The 23838-nt window shown below is 31.1% G+C and carries 18 protein-coding genes; 10 read left to right on the forward strand and 8 right to left on the reverse strand.

Features of this window, described 5'->3' with window-relative positions:
- Positions 1-297 precede the first annotated feature (297 nt).
- Genes LL038_RS20845 through LL038_RS20860 form a run of 4 tightly spaced genes read right to left on the reverse strand, consistent with a single transcriptional unit; the run spans position 298 to position 6587 of the window.
- Positions 298-1560, reverse strand: a complete 1263-nt coding sequence (locus LL038_RS20845; protein WP_216128011.1) for a zinc-binding dehydrogenase — start codon at positions 1558-1560, stop codon at positions 298-300.
- Positions 1561-1585: 25 nt separating this feature from the next.
- Positions 1586-2515 (reverse strand): 1-phosphofructokinase, encoded by a 930-nt coding sequence (gene pfkB, locus LL038_RS20850; protein WP_216128013.1) that lies wholly within the window; start codon positions 2513-2515, stop codon positions 1586-1588.
- Between the two features lie 26 nt (positions 2516-2541).
- Positions 2542-4449: a PTS mannitol transporter subunit IICBA gene (locus LL038_RS20855; RefSeq protein WP_216128015.1), complete on the reverse strand. Its 1908-nt coding sequence runs from the start codon at positions 4447-4449 to the stop codon at positions 2542-2544.
- 14 nt (positions 4450-4463) lie between these two features.
- Positions 4464-6587 (reverse strand): BglG family transcription antiterminator, encoded by a 2124-nt coding sequence (locus LL038_RS20860; protein ID WP_216128017.1) that lies wholly within the window; start codon positions 6585-6587, stop codon positions 4464-4466.
- An 883-nt stretch (positions 6588-7470) separates the two neighbouring features.
- Between LL038_RS20860 and glmS the strand changes: the two genes are divergently transcribed.
- The 8 genes from glmS to LL038_RS20900 all read left to right on the forward strand — a co-directional run bounded on the left by glmS (position 7471) and on the right by LL038_RS20900 (position 17246).
- Positions 7471-9297, forward strand: coding sequence for a glutamine--fructose-6-phosphate transaminase (isomerizing) (glmS, locus tag LL038_RS20865; protein WP_268055921.1), 1827 nt, complete (start codon positions 7471-7473; stop codon positions 9295-9297).
- A 398-nt stretch (positions 9298-9695) separates the two neighbouring features.
- A complete protein-coding gene (locus LL038_RS20870; protein ID WP_216123234.1) occupies positions 9696-10586 on the forward strand; it encodes a hypothetical protein in 891 nt (296 codons plus the stop codon).
- A gap of 59 nt (positions 10587-10645) precedes the next feature.
- A complete protein-coding gene (locus LL038_RS20875) occupies positions 10646-10777 on the forward strand; it encodes a hypothetical protein (protein ID WP_268055922.1) in 132 nt (43 codons plus the stop codon).
- A 400-nt stretch (positions 10778-11177) separates the two neighbouring features.
- Positions 11178-13145 (forward strand): FAD-dependent oxidoreductase, encoded by a 1968-nt coding sequence (locus LL038_RS20880; protein WP_216123232.1) that lies wholly within the window; start codon positions 11178-11180, stop codon positions 13143-13145.
- Between the two features lie 27 nt (positions 13146-13172).
- A complete protein-coding gene (locus LL038_RS20885) occupies positions 13173-14318 on the forward strand; it encodes an iron-containing alcohol dehydrogenase (protein ID WP_216123230.1) in 1146 nt (381 codons plus the stop codon).
- Positions 14319-14471: 153 nt separating this feature from the next.
- Positions 14472-15371, forward strand: coding sequence for a LysR family transcriptional regulator (locus tag LL038_RS20890; protein WP_216123228.1), 900 nt, complete (start codon positions 14472-14474; stop codon positions 15369-15371).
- A 62-nt stretch (positions 15372-15433) separates the two neighbouring features.
- The gene (locus LL038_RS20895; RefSeq protein ID WP_290443125.1) at positions 15434-16252 is read left to right on the forward strand and encodes a methyl-accepting chemotaxis protein; all 819 of its coding nucleotides are present in this window, start codon (positions 15434-15436) and stop codon (positions 16250-16252) included.
- 241 nt (positions 16253-16493) lie between these two features.
- On the forward strand, positions 16494-17246 hold the full coding sequence (locus LL038_RS20900; RefSeq protein ID WP_216123224.1) for an AAA family ATPase: 753 nt from the start codon (positions 16494-16496) through the stop codon (positions 17244-17246).
- Between the two features lie 74 nt (positions 17247-17320).
- On the opposite strand, the gene LL038_RS20905 is transcribed toward LL038_RS20900, so the two are convergent.
- The 4 genes from LL038_RS20905 to LL038_RS20920 form a co-directional block, all read right to left on the reverse strand.
- A complete protein-coding gene (locus tag LL038_RS20905) occupies positions 17321-18358 on the reverse strand; it encodes a hypothetical protein (protein WP_216123222.1) in 1038 nt (345 codons plus the stop codon).
- Between the two features lie 15 nt (positions 18359-18373).
- Complete coding sequence (locus LL038_RS20910; protein WP_216123219.1) at positions 18374-19363, reverse strand: phosphodiester glycosidase family protein; 990 nt, start codon at positions 19361-19363, stop codon at positions 18374-18376.
- A gap of 88 nt (positions 19364-19451) precedes the next feature.
- Complete coding sequence (locus LL038_RS20915) at positions 19452-21263, reverse strand: M56 and phosphodiester glycosidase domain-containing protein (RefSeq protein ID WP_216123217.1); 1812 nt, start codon at positions 21261-21263, stop codon at positions 19452-19454.
- A 12-nt stretch (positions 21264-21275) separates the two neighbouring features.
- Positions 21276-21659, reverse strand: a complete 384-nt coding sequence (locus LL038_RS20920) for a BlaI/MecI/CopY family transcriptional regulator (RefSeq protein WP_216123216.1) — start codon at positions 21657-21659, stop codon at positions 21276-21278.
- 369 nt (positions 21660-22028) lie between these two features.
- Between LL038_RS20920 and asrA the strand changes: the two genes are divergently transcribed.
- Together asrA and asrB are read left to right on the forward strand one after the other, a co-directional pair.
- On the forward strand, positions 22029-23036 hold the full coding sequence (gene asrA, locus LL038_RS20925; protein WP_216123251.1) for an anaerobic sulfite reductase subunit AsrA: 1008 nt from the start codon (positions 22029-22031) through the stop codon (positions 23034-23036).
- Positions 23037-23828 (forward strand): anaerobic sulfite reductase subunit AsrB, encoded by a 792-nt coding sequence (gene asrB, locus LL038_RS20930; RefSeq protein WP_216123213.1) that lies wholly within the window; start codon positions 23037-23039, stop codon positions 23826-23828. It abuts the gene before it with no gap.
- The last annotated feature ends 10 nt before the right edge of the window (positions 23829-23838 follow it).

Genomic DNA, 23838 nt, shown 5'->3' on the forward strand with positions numbered 1-23838 from the left:
GTCGTAAAATAATAAAGTCTGTCCAAAACCAATTAAGGAATGCAGGAATAACACCCTGCATTCCTTAATTTTTTTTTTACTCTCCACGCCGCCCAATAGAAGTTTCAATATAGAATTTACAAAATAAATTTAGTATTAAAAAAAATAGATGAATTTTATGCGTTTAGTAGTTTGATTTTTTGTAATTTGGACGATTTGGGCTATTCATGTTGAATGTAAGAATGCTATCTCATAATTAAACAAACCCAGTATAATAAAAAATTATACTGGGTTTGTAAACAACCTTTATTTTTTGTACTATTTAGTTTTCCAATTTTCAAGTAAGTATTCTTCTGCATCTAAAGACCAAAGACCCTTATTGTTTTTTGCAATTTCTGCTAATTTTTTGAAACGGGGATCTTTTTTACCCTTTTCTTCAAACTCGTCAATTGCTGTAATATCCATAAATATATTTGTGTATATTAATTTTTTACCTGCAGGTACTTCTGTTAATTTAAGTGTTGCATCAGCTGCACTATCAAGTCCACCAATATGAGTAACCATAACTGCTGGATTTATAATATTCTTTTCTGTCATTCTTAATGACTCAATCATATCATTTGTGTTTCCACCAGTAGTTCCAATAGTATGAGTTGATTGATAATGAACATTATAGAAATTAAAAGTAGCTGAGAATTTAGTATCTGTAGGGCCTGCAAAGAAGTTTAAGCAACCATCTCTACCTAATATCTTATCTCCTTGCTCTACCACTGGTTTAACTGGAGAATATACAAATACATCATCAAAACCTGTTCCACCTGTTAAGCCTCTTAAATAAGCCGGAACATCTTCTATATCTCTTGTATTAACAAATATTAATTCTATTCCAACTTTTTTTGCGTCTTCACTCGTGAATATTGCACTTGCTCTATCTAATCTACCTTGCTCTATATCTGTTACTACAATTAGAGATGGCTTTCTATCACAGTGCATAGCATAATCAATTGCACCTAGACCCATAGGACCAGCAGCTGCTAGCATCGCAAGTTTTCCGCCTTCAACTATTCCCATTTTATGTTCATAACTACCCATTACAGTATGAAAACTTGCATGAAAACCTCCTATAATGCAAGACATTGGTTCAGCAAGTGATGCCTCATAATATGCTTTACCTTCATAGTTTAATAAGCAACCAAGTTCCATTACCTCATGTGGAACTATTATATAAGTTGCGTCTCCACCACAATATTTATAAGAATATCCAGGTGAATCCATACTTCCTTTATAGTTTAATGCTGGTTGCATAGAAAATTTATTTCCAACTTTAAAGTCATTTTTCCATTTTGAACCTACTTGTACTATATTTCCTGCCATTTCATGTCCTACAATTACTGGATTAACTGCTACATCACTAGGTACTCTCTTATGGTCACTTCCGAGTATTGCTGCTTTATAAGTAGACATGCATATACTGTCTGATACTACTTTTACTAGTATTTCGTCTTCTTTTATTTCAGGAAGTTCAAATTCTTCCATTCTTAAATCTTTTTTTCCGTATAATCTTACTGCTCTTGTTTTCATATATATTACCACCTTTTTTTATTTATTATAAGTATTCAAATACGACCTGTTTTTTAAGTTCAATAATTGTTTTAATATCACTTGCTTTAGTACCCTCTGTCATTACATTCGCAGCGCCTGTGGCTACAGATAATTTTACTGTATCTTCAAAGCTAAGGCCCTTCTCGAGAGAATATGCAAGAGCTGCAACCATTGAGTCTCCGGCACCTACTGTACTTTTTACATCTACCTTAAGACCATGTGCATATATGGTGCATTCTTTAGTTACAAAAACTGCTCCTTCGCCTCCTAATGAAACCGCTACTATAATGATACCATATTTAAGCAAACTTTTAGCTATTTCAGCAGTTTCGATAACGCTTTCTATTTTTTTATTAAACATAGCTCCGAGCTCATCTATATTGGGTTTCACAAGGTAAGGTCCCGATAAAATGCCTGCCTTAAGCATTTCGCCATCAGCATCTAATATTGTTCTTGCTCCTTTTTCTTTTGCTTTAGTAATCCAATTACCATAAATTTCTTTATCTACGTTACTAGGCACACTTCCTGATAAAATTATAGTATCACCACTATTTATATTATTAAACATTTTATCGCATACGTCATTCAAATCCTTTAAACTTGCCTCTGGACCAGCCTCATTTATATCAGTATTAGTATGATTAATCATGTCAACAACTTTTATATTTGTTCTAGTTTCACCTTTTGTGAAAACAAAGTCATTTAAAATATTTATTTCATCTAAATATTCCTTTATAAATTGTCCTGAGGTACCAGATAGAATTCCCATTGCACGACTTTCACCGCCCAAATTTTTTATTACTTTTGATACATTAATTCCTTTTCCGCCAGCATCCAATCTAACAGATGCAACCCTATTAACATTTCCTACAGTGAAATTATTTATTTCAATAGTCTTATCAACTGCTGGATTTATTGTTATAGTTGTAATCATATTTTCACCTCTTATTTTTCAATTATTTAATCTTCTGATTTTATTGTAAATAAATCATAGATGTACTGGACATCTTCTGTACTTTTTAGTACATCAGTTATACTTTCATCTTCTCCTTCAATTGCAATTGCAATATTAGAAAGTATTTGTAAATGTTCATCCCCAACTCCAGCAATGCCAATTACGAGATATGCTAATTCTTCATCGAACCTAACTCCATTTGGAAATTGAAGCACTACCATTCCTGTTTTATTAATGTTTTTCTTAGCTTCACCAACCCCATGAGGAATTGCTATACCTTTACCAATATATGTGGAAAGATCATTTTCTCTTTGAATCATAGCATCCATATATTCTTCTTCTACATATCCTCCATCATATAGTAATTTACCAGCCATTTTAATTGCTGTATATTTATCTGTGCTTTCCAGTCCTAATTTTATATTTTTCTTTTCAAGAATTTTACTTTCATTCTTTACAACATTTTTAGGTTCAATATTAACTTTAGTATTAGCAATTGGTTTTAATCTTGCCGAAAGAATCTCAAACGCAGGGTTATTAAGAAAATCCTTAACTGATATATGTTCAGCATTTGGAGCTACACTCTTTGCTCTTGCAGTTAGTGTTTCGTGGGTTACAACAATCTGAGCATCCTTTGGGATAGCTTCAATTGCACAATTTACTACCTCAATATTATATCCTGCTCTTTTAAATTTAGTTCTTAAAGTTGTTGCCCCCATTGCACTTGAACCCATACCAGCATCACATGCAAATATTACTTTATTAAAAGTTTTACCCATTACTCCATTTGTCTCACTTGTCTCATCTTTTTTCTTTAATTTTAGTTCACTAGATTTCAATTTTGCTTCTTCAAATTCATTATCCTCTGTTTTTTTATTAGTACTCTTTATTATTACAGAGGATACTAAGAATGAAACCACAGCTGCTACAAGTACACCTGCAAGTACTCCAAAGTAACCACCTCTAGGAATCATTGCCATTATCGCAAGTATACTTCCTGGAGATGCTGCTGCAGTTAATCCTGCTCCAAAAATTTGGAATGTAAATATTCCACTTGCTCCACCACAAATTACTGCTATTATAAGTAGAGGATTCATTAAAACATAAGGGAAATAAATTTCATGTATTCCACCTATAAAATGAATTATTATTGCTCCTGGTGCTGATTCTTTAACAGCACCTTTTGCAAAAACCCAATAAGCGAGTAGTACTCCTAGTCCAGGACCTGGATTTGATTCTAATAAGAAAAACACTGATTTTCCAAGTGCTTTTGCTTCTTGTGCACCTATTGGCACCAAAATTCCATTACCTATTGCGTTATTTAAGAACAATATTTTTGCTGGTTCTATAAATATAGCTACTAAAGGTAATAACCCTGCTTTTACTATGACTTCTACTCCATCTTTTAGAAGACCATTTAATCCTAGGACTACTGGTCCAATTCCTATAAATGCAACCAATGCTAACATTGCTCCAAGTATACCTGATGAAAAGTTATTAATTAACATTTCAAAACCAGCTGGTACTTTTCCTTCAACAAGTTTATCAAATTTCTTTATAACATAACCACCTAGTGGTCCCATTATCATTGCACCCATAAACATTGGAATATCTGCTCCTACTATAATTCCCATAGTTGCTATTGATCCAACTACTCCACCTCTTACTCCACCTACCATTTTACCACCAGTGTAACCTATTAATAATGGTAAAAGGTAGGTTATCATTGGGCTAACTAATTTAGCAAAATGAGCATTAGGAAGCCAACCAGTTGGTATAAATAATGCCGTAATTAGCCCCCATGCTATAAATGCACCTATATTCGGAAGTATCATTCCGCTTAAAAATCTACCAAAACCTTGTACTCTTTCTTTAGTTTTTCCTTTATTTTTTATGTTCGATGTATTATCCATAACTCATACCTCCATTAATTATTTACTTTTCGTTTGTAAAATTTTTCTAAAATATCATTTAATTCATTAAATGCGTAATCGCGCTCTCCCGACTTTAGATATTTAAGAAAATCAGCTCTTTCTAGTAGCATTTGGCTTATGTACCCTATAACTTCTATTTGTAGTGCACTACTGTCTTCTGGAGCAATCATTATAATTCCAAGCTTAATATTTTCTACTTTATTTTCACCATTTGTACATTCCAAACACTCAGATAACTTTACCGCACCAAAATATAAATTTTGTACTACATCTGTCCTGCAATGTAGCAATATCATCTCATGTCCGGTTACAACTGTATTTCCCTTTTCTTCTCTATCCTTTAGTGCTATTCTTAAAGTTTCTTCAACCTCTGGATTTTTCTCTATTATTTTACTAGCTTCTGATATTAACTCATCTACATTTTTTATGTTAGAAACTTCTTTCAAGAAGAAATTGTCTAAAAGTTGCATTATTGCTCCACTATATACATTTAATGATATTAACTTATCTTTAAACCTAATATTTTTGGCTTTTTTATATGAATGAGTAATGTTTTTGTTTTTTAAATCGTTTATTTGTGTTACTATTTTATCTTTATCTTCTTGAAACAACAATGGATTTACTTTTACTACCGGTTTAAGGCATTTATCTATATTAACAGTAGATATTATAAAATCTATTTCATTCTCACTTAGAAAACTTTCTTCAATATATATTGCAGATATTATATCTACAATATGTATATTGTCATACTCGCTTTCTATTCTCGTTGCAAGAAGTCTTGAAGTTCCCATCCCTGTAGCACATGCAATCGCTACTTTATATATAGGTTTAATAAAAGTTTGACTATTTTCAATTGCAGCTCCAAGATGCATAGCAATAAATGCTATTTCAGCTTCAGGCATTTTTATACCTATGTGATTTTCAACTATCTCAGCGCATTTAGTACTAATCCTCATCAAATCAGTATAATTAGCCTTAATTTCTTCTAAAAGTGGATTTCTAATATCTAGATTCATTTTTAACCTTGTTATGGCTGTTCCAAGATGATTTACTAATCCATTTAACAAATTTTCATTATTACCGAGAAATTTACCTGTTTCAATTTCAGCTACTTTAATAATTTCTTTTGATAACTTTATGAGTTCAAAACTTCCTATTATCTTGTTCCCAGCTTTATATCTATCCTTATAATGTTTAGAACCTTTAATGTGCATTGTTATATAACCAATTTCATCCTCTGGTATTTCAATTTTAAAGTATTTTGATATGTTTACAGACAAGGTAGATGCTATCAAATACTCCTGACATTTCTTAAGTTCTTCCAAGAACTCTTGATTTATAGTTATTTTGTCACCTTTTTTCACCCTCTCAATAGCAAGTGCAATATGAACAATTAATCCGACAAAAGCACTATCGGTTAACTTATAATTTCTTTCTTTTTCCAGTGTCTCAACTAAAAGTTCAATTTTTTTTATTGTCTCATTATCAATTAAATTGAGCAGTCTATTACGAGAAGAAACTTCAATGCCTTGGTCTGCAACTATTGAATCGTCTAAATTTTGTCTTATCAATCCTAATAGTTGACTTTCGTTTGTATTTTCATAAATTAAACTAACCATAGCTTTTCTTATATGGTCTTCTTCTCCTACTAAATATACTCCAAGTCCTTGTTTTCTAATTAGATTTAATTTGTGCCTTTTAAACCACGAATCTGTCTTTTCTAAATCATTGCTAATAGTTGCCTCTGTAACTTTTAAAGTTTTAGTAAAATTATACAGCTTAACAGGCTCTTGGTTTTGTAGCAACTCACTAATAATTATGTTTTTTCTTTCCTTAGGCGAATAGATTTTGTCATCTTTTTCTCCATTTAACAGATTAATAATAGTTTGTTTTTCTTTAAGAGTACCTATTACTTTAATACCTACTCCAGTTTTTTTATCAAGACTTACTTTATTTTGTTTAAGAAATTTCTCTACCTCTGGGATTTCTCTAATTACAGTCCTCCCACTAACTCCTAAATTTTTTGCTATTTTTGCAATAGTAATATAATCGTTTTCAATGCATATATATTGCAAAATATTCTTTAATCGTAAATTAATCCTGTAATCCTTCATAAAATTCCTCCAAATTTATTAAAAGATTGTATTAACGTTACTCTGAATTTCTAATAAAGAAATTTATTATTTACTTTAACTTTAACTTTATTATATTCTAGTAAACAATTACATACAATTCAAACATATCTTGATTAGTCAGTAGCTAATGATGACAATATTTAATATATAATTAATATCGAATTTAGTATCTAATGAATTTAGTATGTTTATACCTTAATTATCGTCTATGTGTTGCAATAAACAAGTGCATTTACGTTAGTAAAAAAATTATACGTGTTTATAAAAAATAATAAGTTTAAAAAATTTATTATTAAAAGTATTGACGTCTAGAGTATAGAACGAATATAATAGGCTGAAAGATTATGATTAAGGTTCATAAGCTTTCAGTTTATCTAATTAATACAGAAAAATACTGAATATTTTATAGAGGAGGATAGAGAAAAATAAATTTTTAAAGCGCCAGGACTCATAATGAGAACAATTATGATGAATTATGTGTTGACGAGGATGGGGAGTATCGAATCTTCGGCGGATGCCCCGCGGTAGCGCACTACCGTTAATGATTGATAAAAGCGAGAAGTGATTTTCGTGACAAGATCAATCTGGTGTTAAAACCTTTATAAATATTACGATGCCAATAGGCAATATGCATCGTCTTTGGGTGACAAGTATTATCTAAAGGGGATGAACAGTGATTATTGGTGATGAATTAATTAAGTATGATATTCATCTAGGATTACAATTATGTAATGCAAATTGCTTCATATAATTATTTTATGTGTAGGCAGTAGTAATACTATTTCAATAATTGTGAATAAAATGGATGATAAATGTGCTTAATTGATTTGCGAAAAATTATAAATTTGAGAGGAAGATGAATATGTGCGGAATAGTTGGATATTTTGGAATAAAAGAGGCTCAAACAATATTGATTGATGGGCTTAGAAAATTAGAATATAGGGGATATGATTCAGCAGGAGTCGCAATTATAGATAATGGAGTTTTAAATGTTACTAAATGCAAAGGAAGACTTGCAAATTTAGAAGCTGAATTATTAGAAGCTCCACTTAAAGGTCATGTTGGAATAGGTCATACAAGATGGGCTACTCATGGTAAGCCATCAGATGAAAATTCACACCCACACACTAATGAGAAAGGAACTATTAGTGTAGTTCATAATGGAATTATTGAAAATTATATTCATTTAAGAGAATGGTTAACGGCAAAAGGATATAAATTTGTATCAGAAACTGATACAGAAGTTATACCACATCTTGTAGATTTTTATTATAAGGGAGATATAGTTGATGCTGTAAAGAAGGCTACTACTAAAATGGAAGGTAGCTATGCAATAGCTGTATTATGTAGTGATGAGCCAGACAAACTAGTAGCAGTAAGAAAAGATAGTCCATTAATAGTAGGACTTGGTAAAGGTGAATTTTATGTAGCATCTGATATACCAGCAGTACTAAATCATACAAGAGAAGTATATTTATTAGAAGATAATGAATTTGTTGTAATCTCAAATGATGGTATAAAACTTATAGATATAGAAGGCGAGACTATTAATAAAGAAGTCTTCCATGTAACTTGGGATGCTGATGCAGCTGAAAAAGGCGGATATGAGCACTTCATGTTAAAAGAAATTCATGAACAGCCAAAAGCAATTAGAGATACTATGAATTCGAGAATAGTTCTTGGACAACCAATAACACTTGATGATATAAATATAACTAAAGAACAAATTAAAAAATTAGATAAAATATATATTGTAGCATGCGGAACTGCATACCATGCAGGGGCTGTAGGTAAATATGTTATAGAAAAACTTGCAAGAATACCAGTAGAACTTGATATAGCGTCAGAATTTAAATACAGGGATCCAATAATTGATAAAAACACATTAATGATAGTTATTAGTCAATCAGGAGAAACTGCAGATACTATGTCAGCATTAAGACTTGCAAAGGAAAAAGGAGCAAGAGTAATAGCTGTAACTAATGTTGTTGGTAGTGCGGCTTCAAGAGAAGCAGATGATGTACTATACACATGGGCAGGACCAGAAATAGCTGTTGCATCTACTAAAGCTTACGCAACTCAGCTTATAGCAATGTATATAATTGCTCTATTCTTTGCTCAAAATAAGGAAACTTTAAGTATGGATAAGATTGAAGAAATTAAAGCAGCGATGCTAGAACTTCCAGAAAAAGCAGAAGAAATGCTTAAAGACAAAGAAACTATACAAAAGTTTACAGCAAAAACTTATATGCATAAGGATATGTTCTTCATAGGACGTGGGCTTGATTATGCAGTTGCACTAGAAGGTTCATTAAAACTTAAAGAAGTATCTTATATCCATTCAGACGCATATGCTGCAGGAGAGCTTAAGCATGGTGCAATAGCACTTATGGAAGAAGGAACTATAGTAATAGCATTAGCTACTCAAGAAGAGTTATTTAGTAAGATGGTAAGTAATATACGTGAACTTTCGACTAGAGGAGCAAAAATATATGCTTTCGCACCAAAAGGTCACACTGAAATTGAAAAATCAGTTCATTCAGTAACTTATATACCAAAAGTAATGGATATATTATCACCAGTAATATCAGTAATTCCACTACAATTATTAGCATATTATATGGCAGTTCAAAAGGGCTGCGATGTTGATAAGCCAAGAAATCTTGCAAAATCGGTAACTGTGGAATAGGGTAAAGAGCTTGTCCAGAACGAAGGAAATACAGGAGTAATATCCTGTACCACTTCGTTTTTTTTTATTTCTCACACTTGTATATAAAGAATAGAGATTGTATTTGAATATCATAGTTTGTCCCAATAAATGAATTAATTAATAGATTAAAATGGGTGCGAGGATAGATGGGGGATTTGGGACAGACTCTAATGTTTGTTTACATTAGCTGATAGTTAAGAATGATCATTTTCAACTTTTTACACTAAAATAAATATGAATATTTATGGCATAATCAACAAAGTTTATTTTATTTTCATATATATAATTTTAGAAAAAATGGTATAATTAAGTAAAAATTCATATCGTACTCATAAGATATCAAGAGGGAAGTAATTTAAAATTTAGGGGTGGTATAAATGAAAAAAACAAGAGAACGAGTAGCAGTTATTTCATTGGTATTAAGTATAGCAATAAGTGGATTTATGTTACCGACAATGGCTCGAGCAGCTACAAATTTGAGTTCTAATAATTATGTTGTATCAACTGATATAGGTACTTTAGGGGCAGATTGTATTAGTGATATACCTTTAAACACTAATGTTGATGACTTTATAAAAGGAGTAACATTATTAGGTAATGGTTCTATAAAAATTGAAGTGGCTTCTGATAAATCAGCAATAGACAAAGGTTCCTCAGTTACTAATTTAGACGATATTGTAGTGATCTCTGAAGATGGGTCTACTGCTACTTACTCTTTAAAAGTACTACCATCTACAGGCATAGTCTTGAATGAAATAGCTTTGAAGAAAAGCGTAGTAGCTGCTTCAGTTGGAATTACTGCTTGTGATTCATACTTGAGTAATAAATATGTACGACCACTGATAAACACAGCATATGTTAATTTGATTGGGGACACGCAATTTGCTAAAACAATATTAAATAATAAAGTTTGCGTAACTCAATCTGATGTTGATGCTTTAACAAAAAAAATTACTGAAGAAACGACAATACTTAATGAGCTTCTAGAAATAAGTATAGCATCTATAAAATTGGATGAAGCAGCTTTGGTGCAAAGCGTAGTATCTGCTTCAAGTCAAATGGCTATTTGCTCTTCCGAGGTAGGTTGTGATTATGGAGTGTTAAATATAAAATATATTGAATTGGCTAGAGACATCCAATTTGCTTCAACAATGTTAAATAATACAGTTTGCGTAACTCAGTCTGATGTTGATGATTTAACAAAAAAAATTACTGAAGAAACTACGATACTTAATCAGCAATGTTTTTTTTGGGGGTTTTCAAGGTAAAAGCACTTTATTATAAAATTTGATGGAGTAGCATCAGTTCCTTTTGCTGGGGAAACAGCTTGGCAGTGTCTCTAAGAATAAGGGTTCTTGGAGGTCAGATAGAAGCCGAACACTTAGAAGTTTTGCAAAAGGTAGCATTAACAGGTTGTCCTAAATGGAGATTATTAACTAACAGCGGTCGTAGAACGTAATTTATGAAAAAAATATGTTTAAAAATACTCTATCAGAGATTTCTACAGAATATAAAAAAGGATTAATTATTTTATAATTTGTTAAATAAGTGTTAGCTCTGCAACATTTTAAAGTATTCAAAGGTTTCTTCACTTAATTCCTGTGAAAGAAATCTTTTTTTTTGGAGAAGAACCACTGTTTTTGAACCTGGAAAGCTTTCTGAATCGACTAATTTTAAGCCGGGAGTAACTTTTTAATTCATATAGACGACAACAAGCATCACATTTAAATAGTAAGTATACTAATTAAAAACTTTCTTTGTGGCTACCACAAAAAATAAGTGTTTCTCAAAGAGAATAGAAAGCGTTAAAATTATAACATAAAAACGATTGCAATAATAAAATTTAAGGAGGAAATTATATGTTTAATAATCTCTTTTCAAAAGGAAAAATAGGTTCTATGGATACGAAAAATAGAATTGTAATGACATCCATGGGTAACCATTTAGGAAATCCTGATGGTACCATGTCAAAAGCGGATATTGCTTTTTACGGTGCTAGGGCAAAGGGCGGTGTAGGGGTTATCTTTACAGAGGTATCAATGGTTGAGGAGTCAAGAGGCAGAGGTAACTTATGCCAAATTTCTGTAGCTGATGATAAATATATACCTGGCTTAAAAGAATTAGCAGATGAAATTCATAAATATAATAGCAAAATAGTAATTCAAATATATCATCCAGGCAGACAAGGCATAAGCGTTGTTAATGGAAATTTACCAATGCTAGCACCTAGTGCTATTGAATGTCAATGTGTACATCAACCAACTGTAGCTATGACAACAGAGGAAGTCTCTGATATGGTTGAAAAATTCATATTAGCAGCAGTAAGAGTTAAAAAATCAGGTATAGATGGTGTTGAAGTCCATGGAGCTCATGGATATCTAGTAAATCAATTTTTAAGTCCTCATACAAATCATAGGATCGACAAATATGGTGGAAGCTTTGAGAATAGATTGAGATTTTTAGAGGAAATAGTAATTGGCATTAAAGAAAGATGTGGAAAAGATTTTCCATTAGTTGTTAGATTGTCTGTTGATGAGTTTTACGAAACCATCGGACTTCCAGAGGAAGGGTTACATCTTAAAGATGGCGTAAAGATAGCAGAGCGTATGGAACAATTAGGTGTAGATGCAATAGATGTTAGTTCAGGGACTTATGAAACTATGAATACAGCTTGGGAGCCTAGCTCATTTGACCAAGGGTGGAAAATAAATTTAGCAGAAACAATTAAAAAATCAGTTAAGATACCAGTAATTGGAGTTTCCGTTATTAGAGACCCTGAGTATGCAGATCAAATTATAGCAGATGGTAAAGTAGATTTTGTTGGTTCTGCAAGACAACATTTTGGAGATCCAGAATGGTCAAATAAGGCTAAGGAAGGCAGAACTAATGAAATCAGAAAATGTATATCATGTCTTCACTGTATGGAAGTACTTATGTCTTCTGATATTACTAAATTACCTTGTCAGTGTGCTATTAATATTCAAAGTGGTAGAGAATTAGATTATAGTAATTTTGTAGAAGATGGTGATGGAAGAACTGTAGCTATAATAGGTGCAGGACCTGCAGGATTAGAAGCCGCAAGAGTTCTTGCAATGAGAAAATTCAAACCTGTAATATTTGAAAAATCAGATAAAATAGGTGGGCAATTAGAATTTGCAAATAAGCCTCCTAAAAAAGAAAAAATAAATTGGCTTATAGATTATTTAAGAGTTCAAAATGAAAAATTAGGCACAGAAATAAGATTAGAGACTACACCTACGATAGAGGATTTAAAAGAATTAAATCCTTATGCAGTATTTGTTGCGCAAGGCTCAAACCCAATAATGCCAAAGTCTATATCAGGTATTGATGGTAAAGAAGTTTTATCAACTACAGATATATTAAGTGGGAAGATTAAATTAAAAGACAAAAAAATTGGTGTGGTAGGTTCGGGTATGACTGGGCTCGAAACAGCAGAGTTATTAGCGGAAACGGGCAATGAAGTTAGCCTATTTGAGATGGCTGATAATATAGGACCAGGATTATTCTTTCAAAACCTTATTGATATAATGGGTAGGACTTCAAAAGATGGTGTCCATCTTTATCCTAAACATAAATTAATTAAAATTGAAAATGGAAAATTAACTTTTGAACTTATGGAAAATAATGAAATTAAAGATTATTCCTTTGATAATGTTATTATTTCACTTGGAACTAGGTCTAATAATAAATTAATAGAAGAGATTAATATAAATTTCGATATAGTCAAGATATTAGGTGATGCATCTAAACCAGGCAGAATTAGAAATGCAATGGAAACTGGTTTTGTTAATGCATATAATTTATAAAAAATAAATAGATGGAGGTACAATATTATGGGAAGATATGCGCAAACTTGTCCAATTATTTGTGGAGCAGGAACAATTAGTTTATTAGGTGAAGAAGCAAAAAAACTAGGTTGTACAAAAGTAATGATAGTATCAGATGAAACTGTTGCACAATTAGAAGGATATGCTAAGGCAAAACAAAGCTTGATAGATTCAGGTATAGAAATTGTAGAATTTAAAAAAGTAATTGCCGATCCACCAGATTATATAATAAATGAAGGTGGAGAAATAGCGAAATCAGAAAAAATAGATGGTATAGTTGCAATTGGTGGGGGAAGTCCTATGGATGCAGCTAAGGGCATAAATGTATTAGTTAATAATCCAGGCCCCGTTAATAAGTATTTTGGTAATCCTTTTTATACTCCTGGAGTTCCCGTGATAATGGTAGTTGCAACTGCTGGGACCGGAAGTGAGAGTACATCTATTGGGGTAATAACAGATACAATTAATAATGTTAAAAATTCTGTTATTTGTAATTCTACTTTAGGTATATTAGATCCAGAAATAACAATATCTGTACCAAAAGATATAACAGCTAATACAGGTATTGATACAATGTCACATGCAGTAGAAGCAATTACAGCAAAAGATCCTAATCCTAAGTCAGAACTTTTAGCAACGGATGCTATAAAAAAAGTAATGCAGTACCTTCCAATAGCTATGAGTGATGGTAAAAATATTGAAGCTAGAGAAAATCTTTTGCTTGCAAGTAATTTTGCAGGACTTGCTTTTAATGATGCATTAGTACATATAGGACATGCTATTGCCCATTCAGTTGGTGCTAAGTTCCATGTTACACATGGAGTAATATGCGGTCTTGTAATGCCTGAAGTTATGAAGTATGCGGCTGATTTTAAAGCAGATAAAGTTAAAGTTGTTGGAGAAGCTATGGGTATTAGATTTAGTGGAAATGAAACAGATATAGAAATTGGCGAAATCGTAGCTGTAGAAATGCGCAAATTTGTAAAAAAAGTAGGAATTAAATCCTTAAAAGAATTAGGAATAGTAAGAGAAGAATTAATAGGAATAGCAGAAATGGTATTAGCTGATGCATGTTATAATTTCGTACCAAAACAATTAACTAAAGAAGAAGTTCAAGTAATTCTTGGAAATATGTACGATAATTATAAATAATATTTGCTTTTTACAAAATATTTTGTTATATAGGATATAATAGACTTGTATCCTATATAAGCATATGAGATAAAATAACAATTAAGTATGCTGGCATGCTTAATTGTTATTTTTTCGACCATAACTAAATAATATTTAGTTTAAGGAGGATTTATGAATATAAATTCATTAAAATATTTTGTGAAAGCATGTAAAGATAAAAATTTCACTAAATCATCTAAAGATCTTTTTATAACACAACAAGCATTTAGTAGGATAATTAGCAATTTGGAAAAGGAATTAAGTACTCCTCTTTTCAAAAGAAATTCTCGTGGTGTTGAGTTAACACAAATAGGTGAATATATTTATCCAAAAGCCGATAAGCTTATTAATGAGTTTAAGGATTTTGAAGATGATATCAATGAAAAGATACAATTTAAAAAGAAAAAATTACATATAGGATTCGCTCCAGGAACTCTTAGAACGTTAGGAAGCAAATATATAGTTGAATTTAGTAAAGAGTTTTTAAACATTGATATTGTAATACATGAATATACAGATATTGCATGTGAAGCTAATGTATTAAATGGTAGCATTGATATGGCATGCACTATAAATCCAAGGAATACCATTGATTTTTCATATTATAATTTAAAAAAGGATTATTTAGTAGCGGTAGTTAATAAAAACAATCCTATTGCTAAAAAGCAGAGTATAAATTTTACAGATTTACGAAATGAAAAACTTATTCTGTTGGACGAAACATTTCGAATACAGTCTTTAATAATGGAAAACTTTATAGAGGCAGGATTTGAACCCGATATTTTAGTTAAATGTACATTTGACTTATTGATAGCTTATGATTTTGTAGCTTTAAATAAAGGCGTATTTATCTTTGTGAACTGTTTGGCTAATACAGGTGCTTATGATGAGATATGCTGCGTCAAAATAAAGACTCCAACTGCTATGTGGGATATAGGTTTTCTTGTAAAAAAAGATATAATAATAAATAAAAATATGAAAATATTTATGAATTATTTCCTAAATAGAAATAATCAAAAAATTATTATATAAAAGCTATATAAGGTTAATAATCAAAGTACAACAATAAAAATATAATGAAAGAAGGTATTAATATGAATGAAATTTTTGATTCTTACAAGATAGTATTACCTCAATTAAAAGAGATGTTACAAGAGGACATATCTATAGCATTATGTGATACTACAAAAATCATAAAAAACTATGCTGCGGACTCCTTCAGTATTCCAGGCAATGAGGGTGATATTCTTAAACATGGTGAGCCTATATGGGAGGCAATTAATCAGAACAAGTTGATGGTTGGAATAGTACCAAAAGAATATTATGGATTTTCTTTTCAAGCAATTTCTTATCCAATTAGAGACAAGAATGGACAAGCTATAGGGTGTGTTGCTATAGGTAAAGATTTAACAAATAAGATTAATTTTGAAGAATCTACTGAAAGTTTATTTGCTACACTTGAGCAAACAAATGCAAGCATACAGGAACTTAATCAAGGTTCGGAAAAATTATTTTCAATAATAAATGATATTGTAAAATCTCTGAAGGAATCAGAAAAGAGTATTCAAAAAAATGCGGAAATAGTTAAGTCAATACACGATATAGCAACTCAGTCAAATCTATTAGGATTAAATGCAGCAATTGAAGCTTCAAGAGCTGGAGAATTTGGTAGGGGATTTTCTGTTGTAGCGACTGAAATGAGAAAACTAGCTCATATTAGCAAGCAATCAGCTGATAATGTTTCCAAAGATTTAGAAGAAATGAAAAAAAATATGGATGCAGTTTTAGAAATAGTAGATAAAGCAGTTGAAGTGTCAGAAAGTCAAAGTCTTACAACTAAAGAAATATCATCTGCATTAGAAGAAATTACAAAAAGTTCAGAAAAAATAGTAACTCATGTAAAAGAACTTTAAGTTAACTTGCATGCATTTTATTGTTTATGAATAAATGCTTGTATTATATATTAAAGGTGAAAACCCATCAGATTTTAATTCTGATGGGTTTTCGTATATCTTTTTTTATATAGTTGTCAAAAAATATTAACTTAAGTATAATTGCTTATATACTGTATAGAATATTTTGAATCCAGGACAACATATATGGGTTATGGCATTAAATGAAAATATAAGATGACAAATTAATAGGAGAATAAACATGGAATTTTTAGAGTGTAATCAATATCTTAGAAGGTTAGAACTTAAAAGAGAAAGTGTTGAGTCTTTTTCAAATTATCCCTTCTGTTTACCTACCATAAAGAATTTATCAAGTTTAGATTTTCATCCAAAAGTAACATTTATTGTAGGGGAAAATGGTTCGGGTAAATCGACAATTTTGGAGGCAATAGCAATTGCTTGTGGATTTAATCCTGAAGGTGGAACAATCAATTTCAACTTTTCATCCATGAACACACACTCAGAATTATACAAATATATAAAGTTAGTTAAGGGAGTAAAAAAACCAAAGAATGGATTTTTCCTAAGGGCAGAGAGTTTCTATAACCTTGCGAGCAATATTGATGAACTTGATAGAGTTGATGGAGGACCAAAACTTGTGTCTTCATACGGAGGTCAATCACTGCATAAACAATCCCATGGAGAGTCTTTTTTTGCTGTGTTTATGAATAGGTTTGGCGGTAATGGACTGTATATATTAGACGAGCCAGAGGCTGCATTATCTCCATCAAGGCAGATGTCTATGCTTACAAGAATTCATGAGTTAGTTAATATGGGTTCTCAATTTATTATTTCAACTCATTCTCCAATTATAATGGCCTACCCAGAATCAACTATTTATGAAATAAAAGATAAGATGGAAGTTGTTAGATACGAAGAAACTGAAAACTATCAGATAACGAAAAACTTTATTAATAATAGGGATAAGATGCTTCGTATTCTAATTGATGGATAAGATATATCATGGGAAGTACCCCCACCATTAGATGGGGACTTAAAATATTAACATCAGGATACAATATTATAAAATTAAGGTAAATTTACTTTTTTGATAATTCCATTATCTATTGAAATTATTTTATTATCAGTTATTTCTATAATTGTTCCGGCATAAGAAGTCTTTTTCTTAGATACTTGATTAGTAACATAACCTTCTGAATTACTATCTATAAATATAGCACCACTTTTAGTTACGCTAATGAGTTTTTTATCTACAGGAGAGTTAAGTACTATGGAGGTCCATTTCTTTACAGATTCATCTGTAGACCCATACAATATCTTATAAACTTTTCCGTTTTTGAGAGCCCCTATATATATATTATCTTTGTTATCTGTATTAAAAAGGCATGCTTGTATATTGCCTAGACTCCAAGCGATATTTGAAACCTTTATTAAGTTGGTTGAGGTATCTTCATAAATAAGATTTGGTTTATGATCAAACGTTCTAATTTTTCCAATATGTTTAGAGTTAAAAATACGAATAGTTTCGTCATTAACGTCATTATTAAATACATCGCTTGTCCAGTTGTTTCGCGTCACTTTTATATAGTATATCTTCATTTTAGGTGACATTTGTATATCGCTAATAATATCTTTGCTATTAGAGAGGGTAAATGTTATGTCCTTATTGCTTGAGTCGGTGGGGGTTTGTAGTTTATTGGTATCAGCGTTGTAGGTAAAAGTGTTAATAGTAATCTTCATGTTTGTTTTCTTTTCGCATATGGACATGGAATCTACGTCCGGCTGCCACTTACTATAAATTATCTGTGAATTGTCTATATCACCAACTATATCGGATTTTCCTGTATATGAATTAATAACTGTTAGTTTAGAATTATCATAATAGGAAATATATTTACCATCAAAAGATGATTGAATTTTACTCGCGGTAGTTGGTATTTTTATAGAAAGATGTAGATCAACTTCTTTGTGATTTTTAACTATTTCCTCATTTACCTTAGTATTGAGTAATGTTTTTTGATAGTATTTATCAGATATAAAAAATATACAACTTTGTAATACTAGTGCAAGGATACTCCAACCCACTATTCTTTTAAATATTTTCATAAATAATAATCTCCTTTAAGGTTCCACATAAATTGAGGTGGCAACATACCTTTCACCATTCCAACCATGAGGGCTATTTACTAATGCGCCATCTTGATACATTGTGCTAGAAAAACCACCATCTAGGTTAGATGCGTTGACAGCACCGTGTTTTAGTAGCTCGTCTTGGATGTCCTTAAGTGTAGCGCCTGATTTTTTAAGATTTGCACGCCCATCCATTACAAGAAACAAAATTGTTCCGTCAACAGTTTGACCGATGGCAGTTCTTGGTTGGAAACCATCAGCAGCAGCATCTTCATCATTAATTTGGCCTTTACCATTAATAATTAGAACAGGAGGTCTAAAACATAAAGCTTCTGTAACATTTAATTTTTTAAGTTCATTAACACTGTAATTACCAACTATAAGTTTCCCGACATTTGTAAATGCTGTAACGCTTTGCTTAGTAGTATCATTACTATCATTAGAAATTACTTTCCCATTAGATATTAGAAAACCTCCCGCATAAGCACCTGTACCTCCAAAGCTTCCTTTGTTGTTATCAGTAAAAGATCCTCCATTTATGGCTGCTACTGCATTATGTGCCTTTGCCATTTCGCTTGTTTTTTCGCCTTCTACCCTTAAATTTTTACTATATGCTATTTTGACTTTTAAGGGATTAGGGATTTCTAACAGATATCCGTCATATCTTCCTGAATCTGGATGCAAATTATATCTAACTATCTCATTACTTGATTTCTTATCAATATTAATAGCTGCTATGCTAACCTTTGTATCTTCTTTAATATTACTTTTATTAGTTATTTTATTTATCTCGGCTGTAGATAAGAAGGTAGTGGCCAAATATTGATGCCTAGTTCCCATAATTGTAGCTACTACGACCTTCTTTAAGCTAGTGAATGGTCCTCTAAAGACATAAAATGGTGCTGTTATCGTGGTGAATAATGTCATATACAATATGAAAATTATTACTGGTTTTAATTTTTTATCTTTATTTTGGGACATTATAATCCTCCTTTTAATAGTGTAAGAAATTATGCAGAGATTTTCTATCTAAAGCAATTTATAAAATTTACTAATTACTAATAACTTCTTAAGGCAATACCATAAAAGTAGATGTTACTTTTCTTTCCCCTGATATATCACACGGATTATTAATTACTTTACCGTTATAGTACATAGTTGATGAACTTCCTCCATCAAGATTTGATGCATTTACTGCTCCATAGTCTAAAAGTATATTTTGCACTTCGAGTAAAGTAGCACCTAGAGATTTTACACTTCTACCATCAATAGCTAATAAAATTATTGAACCATCTTTTTTCTGACCTATAGCCGTTCTTGGAGCAATCCCCCAACCGCCATCGCCTTTTGTAATTGTGGGTTTGCCATTAACTATAAGTGCAGGACCAAAACTAATGGCTTCCGTTACATTAAGCTTGTTTAATTCATTTAAGGAATATTTACCAACTAGAAGTTTGCCTGTGCCAGTAAAAGCAACCATATTGTTTTTACTATTATTGTCTGCTATATCTTTAAAAATAATCTTTCCATCATGCATTATAAGTCCTGAGGGGGAAAATGTTTTGCCCAAATTGTCAGATGTAAATCCACCTGCGTTAATAGCACATATGTCATTGTTAGCTTTAGCTATCTGACTTGTGGACATATTAGCTTTTGCAAGGTATTCACTAAAGCCAACAACAATCTTCTTATCACTTGGAATCATTAATATTGTACCTTTATAATGGTTACCTGTAATATCATATTGAGTAATAGGACTTTTTTTACTTTCGCTACTTAAATTGGTGATAGCTTTTGAAGTTTGATTGTTTTTGTTGTCAGCTAACACTGGTTTATTTTTAGCATTAGTAAGCATTATTCCTCCCAATAAAATTAATGTTACTATAGGTATAATCGACCACTTATAAGAATTTTTCTTGAATAAAGAGATCATAGTAATTCTCCTTTTAATTTGAGATTTATTATTTATGATGTAGGAGATACCATAAACTTGAGGTGTTTTCTTATAGCTTTCTAGCAATTTTATAATAGTTTTACCATAATTCATGTAGTTTTTACAGTTAACATGAGACAAAGCTAAAGCATCACAAGCGAGTTCCTTATCATTAGACATTTTATAAAATGAATACCATATAATTGGATTAAACCAATGTATTATTTGAAGTGCTCCTGATATGCAACTTACTATTATGTCAAGGCGTTTTACATGGGCTAGTTCATGTAAGATTATAAATTCTAATTCGTTTTTATTTAGAAAATTATAAGTACCAATAGGTAGTAGCAATTTAGGGTTTATAAATCCATAAATGCATGGTGTTTTAATTTCATTAGTATTTATAATTCTTATATTAGATTTTATATTTAACTTGTTTTTGCATTGTAATAAAAGAAGTAAAACTTTCTTATTATTACACACATGACCCTTCTTAAACTTGGACTTTAATTTCATCGTCATTACAATTGTATAAGAAGCAATTATAATAGCGACCAGTAACCACAGGCAACTTATCAATTGTAAATATATCGGAATCTGGTCAGCATCAGATGTATTTGCTTGTAAATTAGACTTCACAAAATTTGGAACTACAGTTGTATTACTCTCTTTATTATTAAAAATTTTGTTTGCTTTGTAAGTTATTGTATAAGGTACTTGTGTTATAGTTGTATTTTCAAAATTAATAATATTAAAGATACTTAATGAGCTTTGTAGTCCGTAAGGCATTAACAATCTAATTATAAGAATAAGCCAAATTGCATAGTGCCATCTAACGCCAAGCTTGTCTTTAAGCAATAATTTAAAGAGAAGAATTATTAAACTTAAAATACTTCCTAAAGCTGTTGAATATAATACCCATTTAAAAATAGATATTAGAAATAACATAAATACACCTATTTAACCTTTCTTCTTATCAAGAATATTTTTAAGTTCTTTAATTTCCTCATCAGATAATTTTGATTCGTTTAAAAAGTTTGCAATCATACCATTTAATGAGCCATTAAACACACGGTTTATAAAGGATTCACTCTCAGCTTTTATACACTCATTTTCTGATAATAAAGGAAAGTAATAATATGTTTTTTTATCTTTTTTATCTATGTTGTAACCTAGAACTTCTTTTTTGACTAAACGATTTATTAAAGTTCTAACAGTATTTGCCTTCCAATCAGTCCTTTTACTTAAAGAATTAACAATTTCATTTGCAGTGCAGGTGGGATTCGCCCAAACGTATTTCATAACTTCCCATTCTGAATTTGATATTTTAGATGCATTAATCATTTTATCATCTACTTTCTAATAAATTTATTGCAATATGCAGCTTCATATTATATATTACACATGTAATATATAATTGTCAATATATACTTTCTATTGTAAAAATAGGGAATGAAGATAAAGGATTAAGAGATTGAAGTTAATCATGTAGGGTTTGAAATAATAGGTATGGTTAAAATTGAAAATAGAAAATTTATAGTAAACAGAGAGAAATTAAGCGAGTATTTTAAAAGTGTGTGATGGAAGTCACATACTTTTATTTTTTTTTGAAATACAATGGATATAAGTAGTTTTAAGTTTAATTTAAATAGTGAATTAATTAACAAAGATTGATAATTAAATGAAATTATTACAATGGAGGCGATTATATTTATGGGATTTAGGTTGAAAATAGAGAAGTTTGATGAGCATCTTGAAAGATTAAGAGATAAATATAAGGTATATGCACCAGTAAAGCTTAAGGGAAAAGGAACTTTTGCGGACACAGATACAATTAGATATAAGGAAATAGAAAGTATAAAAGAAATAGAATTTAATACCAAAGCTACTTTTTCGCCAAAGGAAATAATACTTCCGATTACTCAAACATTATTTTACTTTACTGAGGATGAATGCAAAGAGCCGAAATGCGATGAAAAGAAAATACTAATTTTTGTAAGAAGTTGCGATATACATGCAATGAAGAGGCTTGATGAAGTTTATTTAAGAAATGGCGACGAGGATTATTATTACAAAACTTTAAGAGAAAAAGTTAAATTTGTGCTTATGGGTTGTAGTGATAGCTTCGAAAACTGTTTTTGTGCCAGTATGGGGTCTAATAAGACAGAAGATTATGATATGTACACCAAAATTAAAAATGATGAAGTTTTTGTGGAGTGTAAATCCGAGGAGCTAATGAATTATTTTAATAAGGATATAGTAGGAACACTTGTGGTAGAACCTGAATATGTATCAAGTAATGATATAAAGGTTACTATACCTGAAAACTTAGATCAAAAAGTTTTTAAATCTAAAATGTGGGATGAATATTCTTCAAGGTGTATTGCCTGTGGAAGGTGTAATTTTGTCTGTGGTACATGTTCGTGTTTCACTATGCAGGATGTTTTCTCGAAGGATAACAAGAATGTAGGAGAGAGAAGACGAATATGGTCATCTTGTCAGGTAGACGGGTTTAGTGATATGGCAGGTGGGCATGGATTTAGAAAGGATAAAAAGGATAGAATGAGATTTAAGGTTATGCACAAGGTTTATGATTTTAAAAAGAGAGCCGGATATCATATGTGTGTAGGTTGTGGTAGATGTGATGATATATGTCCTGAATATATATCTTTTTCTAGTTGCGTTAATAAACTAAGTAAAGTTATGGAGGCGGTGGAGTAAATGAAAAACATATATATGCCTTTTAAATCTAAGATACTTAATATAAAGAAGCATACAGAAACAGATTATACTTTTAGAATGGAGTTCGAAGGTGACGTAAAGCCAGGTCAATTTTTTGAAGTGTCCATACCAAAATTTGGTGAGTCACCTATATCTGTAAGTGAAATAGGTGAAGGGTATGTAGACCTTACAATAAGACGTGTAGGCGTGGTTACAGATGTGATTCATACTTTCTTTGTAGGGGGAACCTTGTATCTAAGGGGACCATACGGGAATGGGTTTGATGTGAATATATATAAAGGTAAAGAAATTATTGTAGCTGCAGGTGGAACTGGACTAGCACCTGTAAAAGGAATAGTGGACTATTTTGCAAAACATCCAAAAGAGTGTAAGGATTTTAATGTAATGGCAGGGTTCAAGTCTCCAAATGATATTTTGTTTAAAGATAATTTTAAAACTTGGGAGAAGAGTGTTAATGTAACTTTAACTGTGGACAGTGCAGATGATGATTACACTGGAACTGTGGGACTTATAACAAAATATATTGATGGTATTCCGGTTGACAATATGGATGAAGTACAAGTAGTTGTAGTAGGCCCTCCTATGATGCTCAAGTTTACAGTGGCTGGGTTTATAAAAAAAGGAGTAAAAGAAAAAAATATATGGGTATCTTATGAGCGAAAGATGTGTTGTGGAGTTGGAAAATGTGGACACTGTAAAATTGATGATACGTATATATGTTTAGAGGGTCCTGTTTTTAATTATTTGGATGCAGTTCATTTAGTAGATTAGGAGGGATAAA

The sequence above is a fragment of the Clostridium estertheticum genome (assembly GCF_026650985.1).
Classification (GTDB): Bacteria; Bacillota; Clostridia; order Clostridiales; family Clostridiaceae; genus Clostridium_AD; species Clostridium_AD estertheticum_C.